This window comes from Loktanella fryxellensis, from assembly GCF_900110065.1.
GTDB lineage: Bacteria > Pseudomonadota > Alphaproteobacteria > Rhodobacterales > Rhodobacteraceae > Loktanella > Loktanella fryxellensis.
In genome coordinates this window covers 20,723-39,230 of the sequence record NZ_FOCI01000014.1, presented here as the reverse complement: position 1 = coordinate 39,230, position 18,508 = coordinate 20,723, and the positions used below count along the sequence as shown (strand labels likewise).

The following is an 18,508-nucleotide window of genomic DNA, read 5'->3' as shown; positions in this document are numbered from 1 at the left end:
CTAGACGGCAAACACGTCCGCCCATGCGGGATGCCGCTTGCGCTGGGCATTCACGAAGGGGCACAGCGGCATGATGCGGTAACCCCGGGCGCGGGCATCGGCGATGAAGGCCTCCAGCAACGCCAGGCCCACGCCCTCGCCTTCATGCCCTGAAGCCACCGCCGTATGGTCGGCGATGACCTGTGCCGGCGACAGGATCGAATAGGTCATCTCGCTGATGCCGTCGCCGTGGTCGATGACCCAGCGCCCCTTCGATCCCGTCACCTCGTGGCGGACGTCAGGCAACGATCGTCGCCTCTGTCGCGGCGCGCAACTGGTCCTCGCTGACGCCGTCGGCACATTCGACGATGCGCAGACCGCCCTCCACCACGTCGAAGACGCCAAGGTTCGTGATGATCCGGTCCACCACGCCCGCACCCGTCAGAGGAAGTGTGCAGGATTTCAACACCTTGCTTTCACCGTGCTTGTTGGCGTGGTCCATGACGACGACGACGCGCTGCACGCCAGCCACGAGGTCCATCGCACCGCCCATGCCCTTTACCAGCTTGCCGGGGATCATCCAGTTCGCCAGATCGCCGTTCTCGGCCACTTCCATCGCGCCAAGGATCGCCATCGCGATCTTGCCGCCACGGATCATGCCGAAGGACGTGGCGGAATCGAAGAACGCGGTCTGCGGCAGCTCGGTAATCGTCTGCTTGCCCGCGTTGATCAGGTCGGCGTCCTCCTCGCCCTCGAACGGGAAGGCCCCCATGCCGAGCATTCCGTTCTCGGATTGCAGCGTCACCTCGATCCCCTCGGGGATATGGTTGCTGACCATGGTCGGAATCCCGATGCCGAGGTTCACATACCAGCCGTCCTGCAACTCTTGCGCTGCCCGTGCCGCCATCTGGTTGCGGTCCCAGCCCATCGCTTCGGCCATTATGCGGTCTCCTTCTTGCGGGTCATGCGCTGTTCGATGCGCTTTTCGTGCGTCCCCTGGATGATCCGATGCACATAGACGCCGGGCAGGTGGATCGCGTCTCCGTCAAGGCTGCCGGCCGGCACGATCTCCTCGACCTCGGCCACGCAGATCTTGCCGCACATCCCGGCGGGCGGGTTGAAGTTGCGGGCGGTCTTGCGGAACACGAGGTTGCCGGTCGCGTCCGCCTTCCACGCCTTCACGATGCTCAGATCCGCCACGATCCCGCGTTCGAGGATGTAGGTCTGCCCGTCGAAGTCCTTGTGTTCCTTGCCTTCGGCGATCTGGGTGCCGACGCCGGTCTTGGTGTAGAAGCCGGGGATGCCGCAGCCACCCGCGCGCATCCGTTCCGCCAGCGTGCCTTGGGGGTTAAACTCCACCTCCAGCTCTCCGGCGAGATACTGACGCATGAACTCCGCATTCTCGCCCACGTAGGAGGAGATCATCTTCTTCACCTGCCGCGTCTGCAGCAGTATGCCGATGCCGAAGTCGTCGACACCCGCATTGTTGGATGCGAACGTCAGACCGCTCACGCCCGATGCCTTGATCGCGTCCAGCAGCAGTTCAGGAATGCCGCACAGCCCGAACCCGCCCGCCGCGATCAGCATGTCGTCGCGCAGGAGCCCGTCCAGCGCCTCCGCGGCAGAGCCATAGACCTTCTTCATCGTGCACCCTCATCCCGTCGTTTCGGGGGTGAAGGTGCAGGCGGTCACGGGCAATGTCAACGCGAGGTGGGGCCGTTCGGCCCTACTCGAACACGTCCCCGTCGGTGTCGTCGGCCACGGCGGGTTTCGCAGCCTTCGCCGCAGGTTTCTTCACGGCAGGCGTCTTGGCCGCAGGTTTCGCAGCAGGCTTCTTCGCCGCCGGCGTCTTGCCAGCCGCAGCCTTTGCCGCCGGTTTCGCCGCCGCCTTCTTTGGTGCGGCCTTCTTTGCCGCAGCCTTCTTGCCCGCGCCCGGCTTGGGCTTGCCCGCCTTGGCGGCGCGTTCGTCCAGCAGATCGACGGCCTGCGCCAGCGTCAGATCCTCTGGCGTCACCGTGTCGGGGATCGTCGCGTTCAGCTTGTCCCACTTCACATAAGGCCCGTATTTGCCGTCATAGATGCCCACGGGACCACCGGCCAACGGGTGTTCGCCCAGCTCGCGCAGGGCGGCGACCGCCTTGCCGCGCGTACCGCGGCTGGCGACCTTTTCCGCCAGCAGCTGCACCGCGTGGTTCATGCCGACGGTCCACACGTCGTCCAGCGTCTCGAGGTTGGCATTCGTGCCGCCCCGGTCCGACGTCGTCTCCGCGTGCTTGATGTAGGGGCCATAGCGGCCAATGTTCGACCACACGTTCACCCCGTCCTCGGGGTGGGGGCCGATCAGGCGCGGCAGTTCCAACAGGCGCACGGCCTGTTCCAGTGTGACGCCTTCGGGTTCCCAGTCGGCGGGCACCGACTGGCGCAGGGGCTTCGGCACCTCTTCCGTCGCGGCACCGCGCTGGGCGAAGGGTCCGAAACGGCCCTTGAAGATGCGGATCTCGTCGTCGCCGTCGGTGCCCAGCAGCTTGCCGTCGGGCGGAATCGCCGATTTCTCGGCCTCCGGGTCCGGCGGGCCGAAGGGGCGGGTATAACGACATTCGGGATAGTTCGAGCATCCGATGAACGCACCACCGGCCCGCGCGGTGCGCATCGACAACCGGCCCTGACCGCAGTTCGGGCACAGGCGCGGATCGGTGCCGTCGCCGGGATCGGGGAACAGGTGGGGGGCCAGCACATCGTTGATCTTGTCCAGCACCTCGCCGATGCGCAGATCGGCGGTTTCCGCGATCGCGGCGGAAAAGTCGCGCCAGAACCGCGCCAGCAGCGCCTTGTAGTCGGCATTTCCCGCGCTCACCCGGTCGAGCTGATCCTCGAGGTCGGCGGTAAAGTCATACTCCACGTAGCGGTGGAAATAGTTCGACAGGAACGCCGTCACCAGACGCCCCTTGTCCTGCGGAATTAGACGGTTCTTGTCCTTTTCCACATAGCCGCGATCCTGGATCGTGGTCACGATGCTGGCATAGGTGGACGGGCGGCCGATGCCCAGCTCCTCCATCCGCTTCACCAGCGTCGCTTCGGTATAGCGGGGGGGCGGCTGGGTGAAATGCTGCTCGCTGTCCACCGACTCCTTTTTCGCGACCTCGCCTTGCGCGATCTGCGGCAGACGCTTGTCATCGTCGCCCTCCACGTCGTCGCGGCCCTCCTCGTAGACGCGCAGGAACCCGTCGAAGAGCATGACCTGACCGTTCGCACGCAGGCCCACCTGACCGTCGCGCGACCCGATCTCGACCACGGTGCGTTCCATCCGGGCCGCTTCCATCTGGCTGGCCAGCGTGCGTTTCCAGATCAGGTCATAGAGCTTGCGCTGATCCGCGTCCTTGATGTCGGCCTGTTCCACGCCCACTATCATGTCGGTGGGGCGGATGCATTCGTGCGCTTCCTGCGCGTTCTTGGCCTTGTTCTTGTAGATGCGCGGCTCCTTCGGGACATAGCTGTCGCCGAACCGCGCCTTGATCGCGTCGCGCGCACCCGTCACGGCCTCCGGCGCCATGTCGATGCCGTCTGTCCGCATGTAGGTGATGAACCCGGCCTCATACAGGCGCTGCGCCACGCCCATGCACTGTTTCGCGCCCATGCCGAACTTGCGGCTCGCCTCCTGCTGCAGAGTCGAGGTCATGAAGGGCGGGCTGGGGTTGCGGCTCGCAGGCTTCGCCTCGGTGCTGACGACGGTCAGGTCGCGGCTGTTCACCGCCTGCACGGCCATTTCCGCCTGCGTCGCATTGCCCAGATCGAACTTGTCCAACCGCTTGCCGCCCAGCGTCGTCAGACGCGCCTCGTATGTGGCACCGCGCGGGTTCTGCAGGATCGCGCGGACCGTCCAGTATTCCTGATTGCGGAACGCCTCGATCTCCATCTCGCGTTCGACGATCAGGCGCAGGCAGACAGACTGCACGCGACCAGCCGATTTCGCCCCCGGCAGCTTGCGCCACAACACCGGCGACAGGTTGAAGCCCACAAGATAATCCAGCGCCCGCCGGGCGAGGTAGGCATCAACCAGCGGCATGTCGACCTGACGCGGGTTCTTCATCGCCTCGGTCACGGCGGACTTCGTGATCGCGTTGAACACGACGCGGGATGCGCTCTCGATCTTCAACCCGCGCTTGTTGCCCAACTCCTCCTGCAGGTGCCAGCTGATCGCCTCGCCCTCGCGGTCGGGGTCGGTGGCAAGGATCAGGTTCGGATCCTCCTTCAGCGCGTCCACGATGGCCTTGATGTGCTTCTTGCTGTCGGACGCCACCTCCCAGATCATGGAAAAGTCATCGTCGGGCAGCACCGATCCGTTCTTGGCGGGCAGGTCGCGGATGTGACCGTAAGAGGCCAGCACGGTATAGTCGCTGCCCAGATACTTGTTGATCGTCTTGGCTTTCGCCGGGGATTCGACAACGACGACGGGCATGGCAAACCTTGCTGTAACGGGGGCCGGAACGCATGACCCTCTATGATCGCGCAACATGGGCGGCAAGGCCGGACGTTGTCAATCAGCGCCGGTTTCACCAGCGACGATCAGGTAATGATCTCTCAAGATACTGATAAGTTGCGATGATTTCCTTATGTGTTGCGTCCTTCAGTTGATCCGCGACAACAGACCGCCCGCACTGCGGGCGATCCGACCGTCGAGTTCGAGGTCGATCAGCGCCGGTGCGACCTGCGGGGCAGGGCGGCCCGTATCGCGGATCAGCTGATCTTCCGCCACCGGAGAGGCGCCAAGCCGATCGAGGATCAGGTTGTGCAGCGCCGCCATGTCCCGCAGGCTGCGCGGCGCTGCGGGCGGTGCCTGCGGCACAGGCGGCAGCGGCAGTTCGGGGGCTGTGACAGCAAGCGCACCGAGGGTGCCCAGCGCCTCGATCACGTCGGCGGCGGATCGCACGAGGGTCGCGCCGTCGCGGATCAGCATGTTGCAGCCGGCCGCGCGGGCATCGAACGGGTGCCCCGGCACCGCCAGTACGTCGCGGTGCTGGTCCAGCGCGTTGCGCGCCGTGATCAGGCTGCCGGATTTCGCCGCCGCCTCTACCACCACGACGGCGCGGGACAGGCCCGCGATGATGCGGTTGCGGGCCGGGAAATGCCGTGCCTGCGGCTGCAGGCCCATCGGCATTTCCGACACGCGCAGCCCCGTGGCAGCGATTTGATGCGCAAGGTCCGTGTTTTCGGTCGGATAGATCACATCGACGCCGCCCACCTGCACGGCGACGGTGCCGCCATTCAGCGCCGCCGCATGGGCGGCCGCGTCGATCCCGCGCGCAAGGCCGGACACGACGACGAATCCCGCCGCCGTCAGATCATGCGCCAACGCCCGCGCCATCCGCGTGCCCAGCGAGGATGCGTTGCGCGCGCCCACCAACGCCACCATGGGCCGTTGCAGCAGGTCGATTCGCCCCAGCGCCCACAGCAGCGGCGGCGCGTCGGTCATCTCGTCGAGGGGGGTGGGCCAGTCTGACGCGCCCTGGCGCAGCAAGCGTGCGCCAGCGGCGCGGCCCGCCTGCAATTCGGCGATCACCACGCCGGGGGGGCATACGTGATAATCGGTCATGCCCGCTGCGGCGGCGACATCGGGCAGGGCGGCAAGCGCCTCCTGCGCCGATCCATGTTCCGCGATCAGCCGACGATAGGTCGCAGGGCCGACGCGGCGCGAACGCAGAAGGCGAAGGTCATGGAACCACGGATCGTCCTGGGGGGAACTCTGGTGTGCGGACACGTTACGAACCACCGGGCCAACCTTCGCCTTGCTGCCCCTCGATCTTAGGACCGAAAGGCTTAACGAAAGCTGAACAGCCGACGCTGAAATCGCGGTGCCGGATCAGGCGGACCCGCCCACCGTCAGCCCGCCGATGAGCAGGCTGGGTTGCCCCACGCCGACCGGCACCCACTGGCCCGCCTTGCCGCAATTGCCGATGCCCGGATCGAGCGCCAGGTCGTTGCCGATGCCGCGGATCCTCTGCAGGGCCGTGGCGCCGTCGCCGATCAGGGTCGCGCCCTTGATCGGCTGGCCCACGACGCCATCCGTGACGCGGTAGGCTTCGGTGCAGGAAAACACGAACTTGCCGTTCGTGATGTCCACCTGACCGCCGCCGAACCCCACCGCATAGATGCCGTCGCGCATCTCGGTCAGCAGATCGGCGGGGGCCGCGTCGCCCGCCAGCATGTAGGTGTTCGTCATGCGCGGCATCGGCGCATGGGCATAACTCTCGCGCCGCCCGTTTCCGGTGGGCGCCACGCCCATCAGCCGCGCGTTCTGGCGGTCCTGCATGTAGCCGACCAATACACCATCCTCGATCAGCACGTTCTTGGCTGACGGCGTGCCTTCGTCGTCCACGGTGATCGACCCGCGCCGGTCGGGGATCGTGCCGTCGTCCAGCACGGTGACGCCGGGGGCCGCGATGCGCTGACCCATCAGGCCCGCGAACGCGCTCGATCCCTTGCGGTTGAAATCCCCCTCCAGCCCGTGGCCGATGGCCTCGTGCAGCAGGATGCCCGGCCAGCCGGGACCGAGGACCACGTCCATCACCCCCGCAGGGGCCGCAACGGCGTCGAGGTTCACCAGTGCGATGCGCAGCGCCTCGCGCGCGACGCCCTGCCAATGATCTGGCGCGATCAGCCCGATCAGGGACGCACGGCCACCGCCGCCCATGCTGCCGCTTTCGCGCCGCCCGCCATGTTCGACGATCACGCTGATGTTGATGCGGCTCATCGGGCGGATGTCGGTGACCAGCGCACCGTCGGGGCGCAGGATCGCCACCTCTTGCAGGGACGCGCCCAGACTGGCGCTGACCTGCACCACGCGGCTGTCCAAATCGCGGGTGAATGCGTCGATGGCGCGCAAGAGGTCGATCTTGGCGGGAAACGCGGCCTCTGCCACCGGGTCCACGTCGCTGTAGAGCCGCAGGTTCGTCCCCACCGGCCCCGGTGCCAGCGTGCCGCCGCCATCCCCCACCGCCAGCCGCGTCGTGGCCACGGCGCGCCCCACCGCAGCCTCGTCGATGGTGGTGGCATGGGCGTAGCCGGTGCGTTCGCCGCGCACGGCGCGCAGACCGAACCCTTCTGACGCATCGTAGCTGGCGGTCTTGACCCGCCCGTCGTCCAGCACGAGACTTTCGGACCGGCGGCGCTCGAGGAACAGCTCGCCATCGTCGGCCCCGCTGGTGGCGGCCTGCAGGTGACGCAGGGCCGCGTCCCGGTCCAGATGCGTCTCGAACGGGCGGAAGGGGTCATGGCTCACGGGACGATCCTTTTGATGGGGGCCTTTGGATGTTGCCCTTGCGGCTTTCGGGCGACGCGGACCCTGCGGAACGCCAGCGGGCGTCCCTTTGCCGCAATCGGGGTTCTTGAGTTGTGTGTCAGGATATGGGACATGCATCTGCGGATACAACGGGATTTCGCGACCGCACCCGCATTGGGGCCATCGTCAAATCGTCACGCCGCCGCTGACCGTCCGGCGCGGGATCAAGAGGAAGAAACATGCGAGTAAGCCATTTCGCCAAGGTAGCCCTGCTGGACATGCCGCGCAGCCTTGCCACGACGGCCTGGGTGTCGGCGGGTCTGATTCTGGCGGGTGCCGGCGCCCGTGCGCAGGACGTCAGTGGCGATCTGCCGGTGATCGGCGCGCCGACGCCCGGCGGGATCGGCTTTCAGCCGGCCGCGACCAGCATCGCTCGCGACGTGCACTGGCTGGACGGGATGCTGCTGGTCATCATCACCGCGATCACCCTGTTCGTGACCGGCCTGATGATCTGGGTCTTCATCAAGTACAACGCCAAGTCCAACCCCAAGCCCGCCGGTTTCACCCACAACTCTCCGCTGGAGATCGCGTGGACCGTGGTGCCCATCGTGATCCTAGTGTTTATCGGCGCATTCTCCCTTCCCGTGCTGTTCAACCAGCAGGAAATCCCGGAAGGCGACATCACCATCAAGGTGACCGGCTATCAGTGGTACTGGGGCTATGAGTATGTGGACGAAGGCGTCGCCTTCGAGAGCTTCATGCTGGAAGAGGAAGAGCTGGCCGACTACGGCTATGCCGACAACCTGTACAAGCTGGCGACCGATCAGGCCGTGATCGTGCCGGTGGGTGCGACCATCGTGATGCAGGTGACGGGTGCGGACGTGATCCACTCGTGGACGATCCCCGCCTTTGGCGTGAAGCAGGACGCGGTGCCCGGTCGTCTGGCGCAACTGTGGTTCAACGCCGAACAGGAAGGCGTCTATTTCGGCCAGTGTTCGGAGATCTGCGGTCAGGACCACGCCTACATGCCGATCACGGTCAAGGTCGTCAGCCCAGAGGCCTATGCCACCTGGCTGGAAGAGGCCAAGGTTCAGAACGGCGTCTGATCGCCAGTCCGATCCGATGCGAGCACGTCGCACGATCCGGCATCCGGCCGGGCCGTACAGAACTGATCCGAACCGCCGAAAGGCAGCTTGCACATGACTGACCTCAGCCTGCACGACGCGGCCCCCGAGACCGCCTACGAGGCGCAGATGGGCGATTATTTCGCCCTGCTGAAGCCGCGGGTGATGTCGCTGGTGGTGTTCACGGCGCTGGTCGGTCTGCTGGTGGCTCCCGTGCCCGTCCATCCGTTCATCGGTTTCGTGGCGATCCTGTGTATCGCCGTGGGGGCAGGGGCATCGGGTGCGCTGAACATGTGGTGGGATGCAGACATCGACGCCCGGATGCGCCGCACGGCCAAGCGTCCGATCCCCGATGGCCGCGTCGCACCGGGAGAGGCGCTGGGCCTTGGGTTGGCCCTGTCGGGCTTTTCCATCCTGCTGCTGGGTCTTGCGACCAACTGGGTCGCGACGGCGCTGCTGGCCTTCACCATCTTCTTCTATGCCGTCGTCTATTCCATGTGGCTGAAGCGGGCGACGCCGCAGAACATCGTGATCGGCGGGGCTGCTGGGGCGTTCCCGCCGATGATCGGCTGGGCGGTCGCCACGGGCGGCATCGGCATCGAATCCGTGCTGATGTTCGGGCTGATCTTCATGTGGACGCCGCCGCACTTCTGGGCGCTCGCGCTGTTCGTCAAGACCGACTACGGCGACGCCGGTGTGCCGATGCTGACAGAAACGCACGGGCGCCGCGTGACCCGCAACCACGTACTGGCCTATTGCGTGCCGCTGGTGGCCGTGGCGCTGGGGCTCGGCTTCACCTCGATCGGAGGATGGGTCTATCTGGCGGTGGCCGTGGTGTTCAACGCGTGGTTCCTGAAGGGCTGCTACGACATCTGGCGCCGGGACGAGGCGCAGGCCGAGGCGGACAAATACAAGGTCGAGATCAAGACCTTCAAGGTGTCGCTCTATTACCTTTTTGCGCATTTCGGCGCGCTTCTGATTGAGGCGGCCTTGCGCAGCAACCTTGCAGGAGGCCTTTGAATGGCAATCCAAGTCGAGCATGAGATCCACACCCGTCGCCGTGGCCGCAACACCGGCGTCGGTCTGCTGCTGGTCGGCTTCATCGGCATCGTCTTCGGCCTGACCGTGGTGAAGGTGCTTCAACTCCAGGATATCCGCGCGTTCGAGACGTTCGATCACGTCGTGCGCCCGCAGCTGCTGCCGGACGCCATCGAGGCCGCGCCAGGGGGGACGAACTGATGCTGTTTCCCAAGATCACCGGAACGAAGCGCACCCTATTCCAGACCGTTGGAACCGTGGTGCTGATGACCGGCCTCGCCTGGGCGTCTGTGCCGTTTTACTCATGGTTCTGTCGGGTGACGGGCTTCGGCGGCGCCACGAATGTGGCGTCCATGGCGCCCGATGAAATCCTTGAACAGACGATCACCGTCCGCTTCGACGCATCGCTGGACCGTGACATGCCGTGGACGTTCAAGCCCGCACAGCGGGAGATGACGTTGCGGATCGGCGAATCGGCCCTCGCATTCTACGAGGCGCACAATCCGACGGACCGTCCCGTCACAGGTCGCGCGTCCTACAACGTGACCCCCTACGAGGCGGGCGGGTTCTTCGACAAGATCGAGTGTTTCTGTTTCACCGAACAGACCCTGCAACCGGGCGAGACGGTGATGATGCCGGTGAACTTCTTCGTCGATCCGGCCATCGTGAACGACCGGGACGCGAAATACGTCCACACGATCACGCTGGGTTATACGTTCTACGAACAGGATGTCCCCGAAGAGACGGAGCAGGCCGCGGTCGACGCGAACCTTTTGACAACGCCGCCGACCCCCGCCATAGACACGAACTGACAGCGCGACCAGCAGCACGGGAAAGACGACCGCCATGGCTCACGAAAAGAACCACGATTTCCATATCCTTCCGCCGTCGATCTGGCCGTTTGCGGGGTCCGTCGGCGCGTTCATCATGCTGTTCGGCGCGGTGCTGTGGATGGGTGGCAGTGGCCCGTGGGCGTTCCTGATCGGTCTGGCGCTGGTCCTTTACGTCATGTTCGCATGGTGGTCCGACATCGTGACCGAAAGCCAGGTCGGCGATCACACACCCGTCGTGCGGATCGGCCTGCGGTACGGCTTCATCATGTTCATCATGTCCGAGGTCATGTTCTTCGCCGCATGGTTCTGGTCGTTCTTCAAGAACGCGATGTATCCCATGGGCCCGCTCAGCCCCATCGTCGACGGCGTCTGGCCGCCCGAAGGCATCGAGGTGTTCGACCCTTGGCACCTGCCGCTTATCAACACGCTCATCCTGCTGTGCTCCGGCGCGGCCGCGACCTGGGCGCACCACGCGCTGGTCCACGAGAACAACCGTCAGGACATGAAGTGGGGCCTGATGCTGGCCGTGGCGCTCGGTGCGGTGTTCACCGTGCTGCAGGCCTATGAGTACAGCCATGCCGCCTTCGGTCTGGCCGGCAACGTCTATGGCGCGAACTTCTTCATGGCGACGGGTTTCCACGGCGCACATGTCATCATCGGCACGATCTTCCTCGGCGTTTGTCTGATCCGCGTCTACAAGGGTCACTTCACCCCGGAAAAGCATGTCGGCTTCGAGGCGGCGGCCTGGTACTGGCACTTCGTCGATGTCGTGTGGTTGTTCCTGTTTGCCTCGATCTACGTCTGGGGCAGCTGAGCCACCCCGTATCACCGACCCGAGAGGCGGCCCCCCGGGCCGCCTCTTTCATGTGGCACCCGCCCTTCACCCCGCAGACCAAAGGGGATAGGACAGGCGCACCCGACCGAAGGACCCGCCCCACATGCTGCGCAAGATCCTGTTCCCCCTGTTGCTGGGCGTGGTCGGATGCGGCATTCTGATCGCGCTGGGCGTCTGGCAGGTGCAGCGTCTGACGTGGAAGACGACGATCCTCGACCGGATCGAGGCCACCATCACAGCCCCGCCCGTGGCGCTGCCTGACGCACCCGATCCCGCCACCGACACCTATCTGCCGGTCACCGTCAGCGGTGAAATCACCGGCCAGACCCTCTCGGTTCTGGTCAGCACGGAGGCGAACGGCGCAGGCTATCGCACGATCACCGGGTTCCGCACCTCTGACGGGCGCGACATCGTCGCCGACCTCGGCTTTTTGTCGCTGGACGACCGCGGTGCGCCGCTGCCCACCGGCCCCGTGACGCTGACCGGCAACCTGCTGTGGCCCGACGAGCTGGACGGCTGGACGCCCGCGCCGGACGCCGCCACCGGGATCTGGTTCGCCCGCGACCTGCCCGCGATGGCGCTGGCGCTGGGGGTCGACCCGGTGATGGTCGTCGCGCGCGACATCTCGCCCGCCAGCCCGACGGTGCCCATGCCCGTCGGCATCGCAGGCATTCCGAACGATCATCTGGGCTATGCAATCACATGGTTCATGCTGGCCGCAGGCTGGGCGCTGATGTCCGGCCTGCTGATCCGCCGCACGCTGAAGAAGGACGCCTGAGACATGCGCTACATCTCGACCCGTGGACAGGCCCCGGTGCTGTCGTTCGAGGATACGATGCTGACCGGCCTCGCCCGTGACGGCGGCCTTTATGTGCCCGAAAGCATCCCGACCCTGTCCCCCGACCAGATCGCCGCGATGGCGGGACAGAGCTATGAGGAGGTGGCCTATACCGTCATGCGCCCCTTCGTCGGCGACACGTTCACCGATGCGCAGTTCCGCGACCTGATCGCCGCCGCCTATGCGGGCTTCGGCCATGCCGCCCGTGCCCCGCTGGTGCAATTGGCCCCCAATCACTTCCTGCTGGAACTGTTCCACGGCCCCACGCTGGCGTTCAAGGATTTCGCCATGCAGCTCATCGGTCAGATGTTTCAGGCCGCACTCGCCCGGTCCGGCAACCGCGTGACCATCGTGGGCGCGACATCGGGCGACACCGGGTCCGCTGCGATTGAGGCGTTCCGTGGCCTCGCCGCCGTCGATGTGTTCATCCTCTACCCCCATGGCCGAGTGAGCGAGGTGCAGCGCCGCCAGATGACCACGCCGACCGAATCCAACGTCCACGCCATCGCGGTGGACGGCGACTTCGACGACTGTCAGGCGCTGGTCAAGGAGATGTTCAACGACTTCGCCTTCCGCGATGCGGTGCGGCTGGCGGGCGTGAACTCGATCAACTGGGGGCGTGTTCTGGCGCAGGTGGTGTATTACTTCACATCTGCCGTGTCGCTGGGTGCGCCGCACCGCCCCGTCAGCTTCACCGTGCCTACGGGCAACTTCGGCGACGTGTTCGCGGGCTTCATCGCCAAACGCATGGGCCTGCCCATCGCGCAACTGATCGTCGCCACCAACAGCAACGACATCCTGCACCGCACGCTGGAAACCGGCGCCTATATCAAGGACAGCGTGACGCCCACGATCAGCCCGTCGATGGACATCCAGGTATCGTCGAACTTCGAGCGTGCGCTGTTCTACGCCTACGGTCAGGACGGGGCTGCGGTGGCCAGCCAGATGGCCGACCTCACGCGGGGCGGCTTCACCGTCAGTCAGGGGGCCATCGACGCCCTGCGCGACACCTACGCCTCTGGCCGCGTGTCCGAGCAGGAGACGTCGGACACGATCGGCACCTATCTGGCGCAGCACGGCGAGCTTCTGTGCCCGCACACGGCGGTCGGTGCGCATGTGGCGGGGCAGCATCTGGGCACGGTCCCGATGGTGACGCTCGCCACTGCGCATCCGGCCAAGTTTCTTGCCGCGGTGGAACGGGCCACGGGCATCCACCCCCCCTTGCCCCCCCGCATGGCCGACCTGTATGACCGGACCGAACGGATCACACGCAGCGCCCGCGATCTGGGCGCCATCCAGAACATCATCAGGGACCGGATCACGTCTTGACCATTGCACTGCACACGCTCTCCAACGGTTTTCGCATCGTCACCGAACACATGCCGGGCCTCGCCAGCGCCTCGGTCGGGATCTGGGTGAATGCGGGCGGGCGGCACGAGGAAGCGGCGCAGAACGGCATCGCGCATTTTCTGGAACACATGGCGTTCAAGGGCACCGCGACCCGCACATCGTTGCAGATCGCCGAGGCGATCGAGGATGTGGGCGGCTACATCAACGCCTACACCAGCCGTGAGGCGACGGCGTACTACGCCCGCGTACTGGAATCGGACGTGGGCCTCGGCCTCGATGTCATCGCCGATATCCTGCTGAACCCGCTGTTCGAGGATCACGAGATCGAGACGGAGCGTGGCGTGATCCTGCAAGAGATCGGTCAGGCGCTGGACACCCCCGACGACATCATCTTCGACTGGCTGCAAGAGGTGGCCTATCCCGACCAGCCAATCGGCCGCACGATTCTGGGCCCGGAGGAGCGGGTCGAGAAGTTCACCCGCGACGACCTGACCGGCTTCGTCGGCACGCATTACGGGCCGAACCAGATGATCCTCGCAGCCGCAGGGGCCGTCGATCACGACGCCCTCGTGGCGCAGGCCGAGGCGCTGTTCGGCCATCTGCCCGCCCGCCCGCGCGAGGGGTTGATCGTGCCCGCCCGCTTTGTCGGCGGCGAGCGGCGCGAGTTGAAGAAGCTCGAGCAGGTGCATTTCGCGATGGCGTTCGAGGGGCCGCATTACGCCGACCCCGCGATCTACACCGCGCAGATCTATGCGACCGCCTTGGGCGGCGGCATGTCGTCCCGCCTGTTTCAGGAGATCCGCGAAAAGCGCGGCCTGTGCTATACGATCTTCGCCAATGCCGGCGCATACGAGGATACCGGCCTGACCACGATCTATGCGGGCACCAGCGCCGAAGAGATCGCCGAACTCGCCACCGTCACGATGGACGAAATGAAGCGCGCCGCCGACGACATGACGGCGGCAGAGGTGGCGCGGGCGCGGGCGCAGATGAAGGCCGGTCTGCTGATGGGGCTGGAAAGCCCCGGCAACCGCGCCGAACGGCTGGCCCGCCTGCTGGCGATCTGGGATCGCATCCCGTCGGTCGCGGAAACCGTGGAACGCATTGACGCCGTGACCACCGGCGACGTGAAGGATTTCGCGGCCCGCACGGCGCAGGCGGGGGCGGCGATGACGCTTTATGGTCCGGCAGAGGCGGCACCCACCCTCGAGGCGCTGCGCGCACGGCTGGTTGCGTAACGTGTTCGGTCGCGGGCGCGGTCTGCGGCTGGACACGGACCGCCTGATCCTGCGCCCGCCACAGCACGGCGACTTCCGCGCATGGTGCGACCTGCGTGGCCACAGCCGCGCGTTCCTGCAGCCTTGGGAGCCGACGTGGGCGCCGGACCACTTCAGCCGCAAGTCCTTTACCAACCGGGTCTATTGGTCGCAACGCTCGATCCAGAGCGGCACTGCCGTGCCGCTGTTCCTGATCCGGCGCGCGGATGACGAGCTGCTGGGGGCGATCACGCTGGACAGCATCCGGCGCGGCCCCGCACAGGCGGGCACAACGGGCTACTGGATCGGCGCACCCTTCGCGCGGCAGGGCTACATGCGCGAGGCGGTCCGCGGGCTGGTGCATTACGCTTTCACCACGCTCGACCTCAGCCGGATCGAGGCGGGCTGCCTGCCGGAAAACACGCCCTCGCGCAGCCTGCTGGAGAATTGCGGCTACAAATACGAAGGCGTGGCGCAAAGCTATCTGCAGATCGACGGGCGGTGGCGCAACCATGTCCTCTATGCCAACCTGCGCCACGACCGGCGCGGGCGCACGGATGTCGGCTGATCGGCAGTCCCCCGTCGGTGGATTCGGTCGGCAAAGAGGCCCCATGCACGGCAATGTGTGCTTGACCCTGTGCACGGCATGGGAAATCTGACCCTCATGCGGTGGTTGATCGTCCTTGTGTTCCTTGCCGGTTGCAGCCCCGCCCTGCTGCGCACCAGCGGTGCGACCGATCCCATGATTACTAGCGCCGCCAGACTGGCCGAGGCCGACAAGGTCGTGATCTTCATCCCCGGTGCGTTGTCCTCCGTCATGGTCTTCAAGGCGACCGAGGCGTGGGAGGAGGCGGGTTACGCCCGCGCCTTCTACCGTTATCCGGGCCTCGACGGTCTGCCTGTCGATCACCGGCTGGACCCGGCCACGGCGGCGCGCGACGTCGCCGCCTTTGCCAATGAGATGGAGGGGAAGACCGTCACGCTGGTCGGCTATTCGACAGGCGCGCTGATCGCGCTCGAGGCCGCCCCCCAGATCGATCCCGCCCGTCAGGTCCGCATCGCGGCCATGTCGCCCGCGGTCGAACACGGCGGCGGGCCGCGCACGCTGATCCGCGGGGCGGGCGATGCGCTGCAGGCCGTGCGCGCCACGGGCAGTCTGGACAAGAACAAGCTGTGGCCCCGGTTCTGGGCCGGCCTCCTCTTTGGACCGGAAGCGTTGGAGGATCCCGTGCCGTCCCCCGAACTGCTGGCCGCCATTGCCGAAGGGGCCAAGGTCGGCGCGCCGCTCGATACGCAGATCGCGTTTTCGCACATGCTGTCGCTGCCGGGCTGGACCTTGCCGCAGAATCTGGACCTGTCGGGCATCCCCGTCGCGTTCTTCATCGGGCTGAACGATCCGGTCTTTTCCACCCGGCAGACCACCGATTTCTCGCGCAAGCTGGGGGGCGTGCCGATCCTTGGCTATCCGGGGCAGGGGCATCTGCTGTTCCTGACCCGGCCCGACGTGTTCACCGACATGCTCGACTTCGCCGAAGGCCGCCCCTTCCGCCTGCGCTGAGCGACGGTCACCGATCCTGCCAGCCGGATTGGGCGGCCCGATCCGGCACGCGGGATCGGGCTGGACAGACGCGCCGCACCCGTTACCTGTGGGGCGCAACAGGAGCTGCCCCATGCTGACCCCCGCCACCCCCGCCACCCTGTCCGACCTGCGCGCGGCCTTGGCCGACGACACCTTCCGCGACGACACCGCACCCTATTTCCGCGAACCACGCGGGCGGTATGCGGGCACGGGGATCGTCGCAGCCCCCCGCGACACCGCGACGGTCGCCCGGATCGTGGCCTTCTGCCACGACCGCCGCATCGGCATCGTGCCCTACGGCGGCGGGACGGGTCTGGTCGGCGGTCAGGTGATGGGCGGCGACGTGCCGCCCCTGGTCGTGTCGCTGGAACGCATGACCGCGATCCGCGCGGTCTATCCCGCCGAATCCGTGCTGATCGCCGAAGGCGGCGCGATCCTGACCGACGTACAGGCGGCGGCAGAGGGGGCAGGGCGCATGTTCGCCCTGTCGCTCGCCTCGCAGGGGTCTGCGCGGATCGGCGGGCTTCTGTCCACCAATGCGGGGGGCGTGAACGTGCTGCGCTATGGCAACGCCCGCGCGCAATGTCTGGGGCTGGAGGTGGTGCGCCCGGACGGTAGCATCTGGCATGGGCTGAGCCGCTTGCGCAAGGACAACACCGGCTACGACCTGCGTGACCTGATGATCGGGGCCGAAGGCACGCTCGGCCTCATCACCGCCGCGTCGCTGCGCCTCGTGCCGCGCCCTGCTGCGGTGGGGGCCGCGATGCTGGCCGTGCCGTCGCCCCGTGCGGCGCTCGACCTACTGGGGCTGGCGCAGGACCGCCTCGGCGACGGCATCTCTGCGTTCGAGCTGATGCACCGCCAGGGCCTCGATTTCCTGCGCGAGGCCGGCTTGGCGTTCCGCGCGCCGTTTGCGGACCAGCCTGCCTGGATGGTGCTGATCGACGTGGGCTTGACCGCTGGCCAGTCGCCCGATGCGGCGCTCGAGGATCTTTTCGCCGCCGCGTCGGATGCGGGCCTCGTGACCGACGGCGTGATCGCCCGGTCCGGGCCCGACCGCGACGCGATGTGGCACATCCGCGAGACGATCCCGGAGGGTAACCGCCGCATCGGGTCCATCGTGTCGCACGACATCGCGCTGCCCTTGGGGCAGGTGCCGGATTTCATCGCACAGGCGGGGGCGCGGCTTTCGCGGATCGGCGACGTGCGGATCAACTGCTTCGGCCATCTGGGCGACGGCAACCTGCATTACAACGTGTTCCCGGCACAGGGGCAAAGCCGCGATGCCTATGCGCACCTGCGCGGCGCGATCAAGGACTGCGTCCACGACCTGACCCACGCGATGGGCGGGTCGGTCAGCGCCGAACACGGCATCGGGCGGGCCAAGGTCGGCGATCTGGTGCGCTACGGCGATCCTGCGAAACTCGCGATGATGCGGGCGATCAAGACCGCGCTCGACCCGCGCGGCATCATGAATCCCGGCGCCGTGCTGCCGGACTTAACGGATCATTAGTCATTACCGTTCAAAAGAGGACTGCGGGACGGTGCACGTCGATCCCGCACTCGGGTCAGTAGGCCTGTTGCTGCGACCCTCGAAGGGGGCATGTCGGAAAAACCGGCGCAGCGGTCGGTGATCCGTATCGCGGCGGCGCGGGCGGATCCGGTCGCGCCGCCGCGGGCCACCGGGCGGTCCGGCGATCCCCGGTCAGTGACCGTCGTAGGCGCACAGGGCGTGGACATCCATGCCCAACCCTTCCAGCTTGGCCCGCCCGCCCAACTCCGGCAGGTCGATGATGAACGCGCAGCCCACGACCTGCGCCCCCAGCCGCTCGATCAGCTTGATGCCCGCCTCGGCGGTGCCGCCGGTGGCGAGCAGGTCGTCGACCATCAGCACCCGTTCACCCGGCTGCAGCGCGTCGTCGTGGATCTCGACCACGGCCTCGCCGTATTCCAGCGTGTAAGCCTGTTCGATGGTGCGGGCGGGCAGCTTGCCCTTTTTGCGGATCGGCACGAAGCCGACCGACAGCTGGTGCGCGATGGCCCCACCCAGGATGAAACCCCGCGCCTCGAGCCCCACGACGCGGTCGATGGGCTGGCCCGCGTAGGGGTGCAGCAACTGGTCGATGGCCATGCGGAACCCGCGCGGGTCGGCGAACAGCGTGGTCACGTCGCGGAACATGATCCCCGCATGGGGAAAGTCGGGGATCGTGCGGATGTAGTCCTGAACGGTCTTCATGGGATCCTCTGGCACAGGCGGCGGTCGGCGGTCGACCGTGGGATGGGCCGGAGGCACCATGCCTCCGCAACGCGCCGTTTCTGGCCTGTGCGGCGCGGCGGCGCAACCACAGACGCTGCCGTTGACGCGACAATTCCTGCCTGCGATCACAAGGCGGCAGCGGT

The 18,508-nt window shown here is 66.6% G+C and carries 18 protein-coding genes; 11 read left to right on the top strand and 7 right to left on the bottom strand.

All coding sequences use genetic code 11. The features are described 5' to 3' along the window. The 6 genes from BMX16_RS11630 to tldD form a co-directional block, all read right to left on the bottom strand. On the bottom strand, nucleotides 1-285 hold the full coding sequence (locus BMX16_RS11630) for a GNAT family N-acetyltransferase (RefSeq protein WP_245731506.1): 285 nt from the start codon (nucleotides 283-285) through the stop codon (nucleotides 1-3). After that, on the bottom strand, nucleotides 278-907 hold the full coding sequence (locus BMX16_RS11625; protein ID WP_089903660.1) for a 3-oxoacid CoA-transferase subunit B: 630 nt from the start codon (nucleotides 905-907) through the stop codon (nucleotides 278-280). Before BMX16_RS11625 ends, BMX16_RS11630 begins: the two co-directional genes overlap by 8 nt. 11 nt (nucleotides 908-918) lie before the next feature. Then, entirely contained in the window at nucleotides 919-1,623 is a 705-nt protein-coding gene (locus BMX16_RS11620) for a CoA transferase subunit A (RefSeq protein WP_089903530.1), read from the bottom strand. 82 nt (nucleotides 1,624-1,705) lie between these two features. Beyond that, the gene (gene topA / locus BMX16_RS11615; RefSeq protein WP_089903527.1) at nucleotides 1,706-4,435 is read right to left on the bottom strand and encodes a type I DNA topoisomerase; all 2,730 of its coding nucleotides are present in this window, start codon (nucleotides 4,433-4,435) and stop codon (nucleotides 1,706-1,708) included. A 168-nt stretch (nucleotides 4,436-4,603) separates the two neighbouring features. Further along, entirely contained in the window at nucleotides 4,604-5,734 is a 1,131-nt protein-coding gene (gene dprA / locus BMX16_RS11610) for a DNA-processing protein DprA (protein WP_245731504.1), read from the bottom strand. A gap of 102 nt (nucleotides 5,735-5,836) precedes the next feature. Further along, a complete protein-coding gene (gene tldD, locus BMX16_RS11605) occupies nucleotides 5,837-7,255 on the bottom strand; it encodes a metalloprotease TldD (RefSeq protein WP_089903526.1) in 1,419 nt (472 codons plus the stop codon). A gap of 239 nt (nucleotides 7,256-7,494) precedes the next feature. Between tldD and coxB the strand changes: the two genes are divergently transcribed. The 11 genes from coxB to BMX16_RS11550 all read left to right on the top strand — a co-directional run bounded on the left by coxB (nucleotide 7,495) and on the right by BMX16_RS11550 (nucleotide 17,621). Further along, the gene (coxB, locus tag BMX16_RS11600) at nucleotides 7,495-8,361 is read left to right on the top strand and encodes a cytochrome c oxidase subunit II (protein WP_425434030.1); all 867 of its coding nucleotides are present in this window, start codon (nucleotides 7,495-7,497) and stop codon (nucleotides 8,359-8,361) included. A 93-nt stretch (nucleotides 8,362-8,454) separates the two neighbouring features. Further along, a complete protein-coding gene (gene cyoE, locus BMX16_RS11595; protein WP_089903523.1) occupies nucleotides 8,455-9,399 on the top strand; it encodes a heme o synthase in 945 nt (314 codons plus the stop codon). Next, nucleotides 9,400-9,618, top strand: a complete 219-nt coding sequence (locus BMX16_RS11590; RefSeq protein WP_089903520.1) for a hypothetical protein — start codon at nucleotides 9,400-9,402, stop codon at nucleotides 9,616-9,618. It begins immediately after the preceding gene. Continuing rightward, nucleotides 9,618-10,229, top strand: coding sequence for a cytochrome c oxidase assembly protein (locus BMX16_RS11585; RefSeq protein ID WP_089903518.1), 612 nt, complete (start codon nucleotides 9,618-9,620; stop codon nucleotides 10,227-10,229). The genes BMX16_RS11590 and BMX16_RS11585 overlap by 1 nt, the downstream gene beginning before the upstream one ends. A gap of 34 nt (nucleotides 10,230-10,263) precedes the next feature. Next, nucleotides 10,264-11,064: a cytochrome c oxidase subunit 3 gene (locus BMX16_RS11580; protein ID WP_089903516.1), complete on the top strand. Its 801-nt coding sequence runs from the start codon at nucleotides 10,264-10,266 to the stop codon at nucleotides 11,062-11,064. A 124-nt stretch (nucleotides 11,065-11,188) separates the two neighbouring features. Then, nucleotides 11,189-11,863: an SURF1 family protein gene (locus BMX16_RS11575; protein ID WP_089903512.1), complete on the top strand. Its 675-nt coding sequence runs from the start codon at nucleotides 11,189-11,191 to the stop codon at nucleotides 11,861-11,863. Between the two features lie 3 nt (nucleotides 11,864-11,866). Continuing rightward, on the top strand, nucleotides 11,867-13,252 hold the full coding sequence (gene thrC, locus BMX16_RS11570; RefSeq protein WP_089903509.1) for a threonine synthase: 1,386 nt from the start codon (nucleotides 11,867-11,869) through the stop codon (nucleotides 13,250-13,252). Then, complete coding sequence (locus tag BMX16_RS11565; protein ID WP_089903505.1) at nucleotides 13,249-14,511, top strand: M16 family metallopeptidase; 1,263 nt, start codon at nucleotides 13,249-13,251, stop codon at nucleotides 14,509-14,511. Before thrC ends, BMX16_RS11565 begins: the two co-directional genes overlap by 4 nt. Before the next feature lies 1 nt (nucleotide 14,512). Next, a complete protein-coding gene (locus tag BMX16_RS11560) occupies nucleotides 14,513-15,097 on the top strand; it encodes a GNAT family N-acetyltransferase (protein ID WP_177174648.1) in 585 nt (194 codons plus the stop codon). A 96-nt stretch (nucleotides 15,098-15,193) separates the two neighbouring features. Continuing rightward, entirely contained in the window at nucleotides 15,194-16,087 is an 894-nt protein-coding gene (locus BMX16_RS11555; RefSeq protein ID WP_177174644.1) for an alpha/beta fold hydrolase, read from the top strand. Nucleotides 16,088-16,199: 112 nt separating this feature from the next. Further along, entirely contained in the window at nucleotides 16,200-17,621 is a 1,422-nt protein-coding gene (locus BMX16_RS11550; RefSeq protein WP_089903496.1) for an FAD-binding oxidoreductase, read from the top strand. 192 nt (nucleotides 17,622-17,813) lie between these two features. On the opposite strand, the gene BMX16_RS11545 is transcribed toward BMX16_RS11550, so the two are convergent. Beyond that, on the bottom strand, nucleotides 17,814-18,344 hold the full coding sequence (locus BMX16_RS11545; RefSeq protein WP_089903494.1) for an adenine phosphoribosyltransferase: 531 nt from the start codon (nucleotides 18,342-18,344) through the stop codon (nucleotides 17,814-17,816). Between the last annotated feature and the right edge of the window lie 164 nt (nucleotides 18,345-18,508).

Excerpts from the sequence above, each read along its gene's own strand:
- BMX16_RS11625 (WP_089903660.1), bottom strand. The coding sequence starts at position 907 with ATGGGCTGGGACCGCAACCAGATGGCGGCACGGGCAGCGCAAGAGTTG.
- BMX16_RS11620 (WP_089903530.1), bottom strand. The coding sequence starts at position 1,623 with ATGAAGAAGGTCTATGGCTCTGCCGCGGAGGCGCTGGACGGGCTCCTG.
- topA (WP_089903527.1), bottom strand. The coding sequence starts at position 4,435 with ATGCCCGTCGTCGTTGTCGAATCCCCGGCGAAAGCCAAGACGATCAAC.
- coxB (WP_425434030.1), top strand. The coding sequence starts at position 7,495 with ATGCGAGTAAGCCATTTCGCCAAGGTAGCCCTGCTGGACATGCCGCGC.
- cyoE (WP_089903523.1), top strand. The coding sequence starts at position 8,455 with ATGACTGACCTCAGCCTGCACGACGCGGCCCCCGAGACCGCCTACGAG.
- BMX16_RS11590 (WP_089903520.1), top strand. The coding sequence starts at position 9,400 with ATGGCAATCCAAGTCGAGCATGAGATCCACACCCGTCGCCGTGGCCGC.
- BMX16_RS11585 (WP_089903518.1), top strand. The coding sequence starts at position 9,618 with ATGCTGTTTCCCAAGATCACCGGAACGAAGCGCACCCTATTCCAGACC.
- BMX16_RS11580 (WP_089903516.1), top strand. The coding sequence starts at position 10,264 with ATGGCTCACGAAAAGAACCACGATTTCCATATCCTTCCGCCGTCGATC.
- BMX16_RS11575 (WP_089903512.1), top strand. The coding sequence starts at position 11,189 with ATGCTGCGCAAGATCCTGTTCCCCCTGTTGCTGGGCGTGGTCGGATGC.
- thrC (WP_089903509.1), top strand. The coding sequence starts at position 11,867 with ATGCGCTACATCTCGACCCGTGGACAGGCCCCGGTGCTGTCGTTCGAG.
- BMX16_RS11555 (WP_177174644.1), top strand. The coding sequence starts at position 15,194 with ATGCGGTGGTTGATCGTCCTTGTGTTCCTTGCCGGTTGCAGCCCCGCC.
- BMX16_RS11550 (WP_089903496.1), top strand. The coding sequence starts at position 16,200 with ATGCTGACCCCCGCCACCCCCGCCACCCTGTCCGACCTGCGCGCGGCC.
- BMX16_RS11545 (WP_089903494.1), bottom strand. The coding sequence starts at position 18,344 with ATGAAGACCGTTCAGGACTACATCCGCACGATCCCCGACTTTCCCCAT.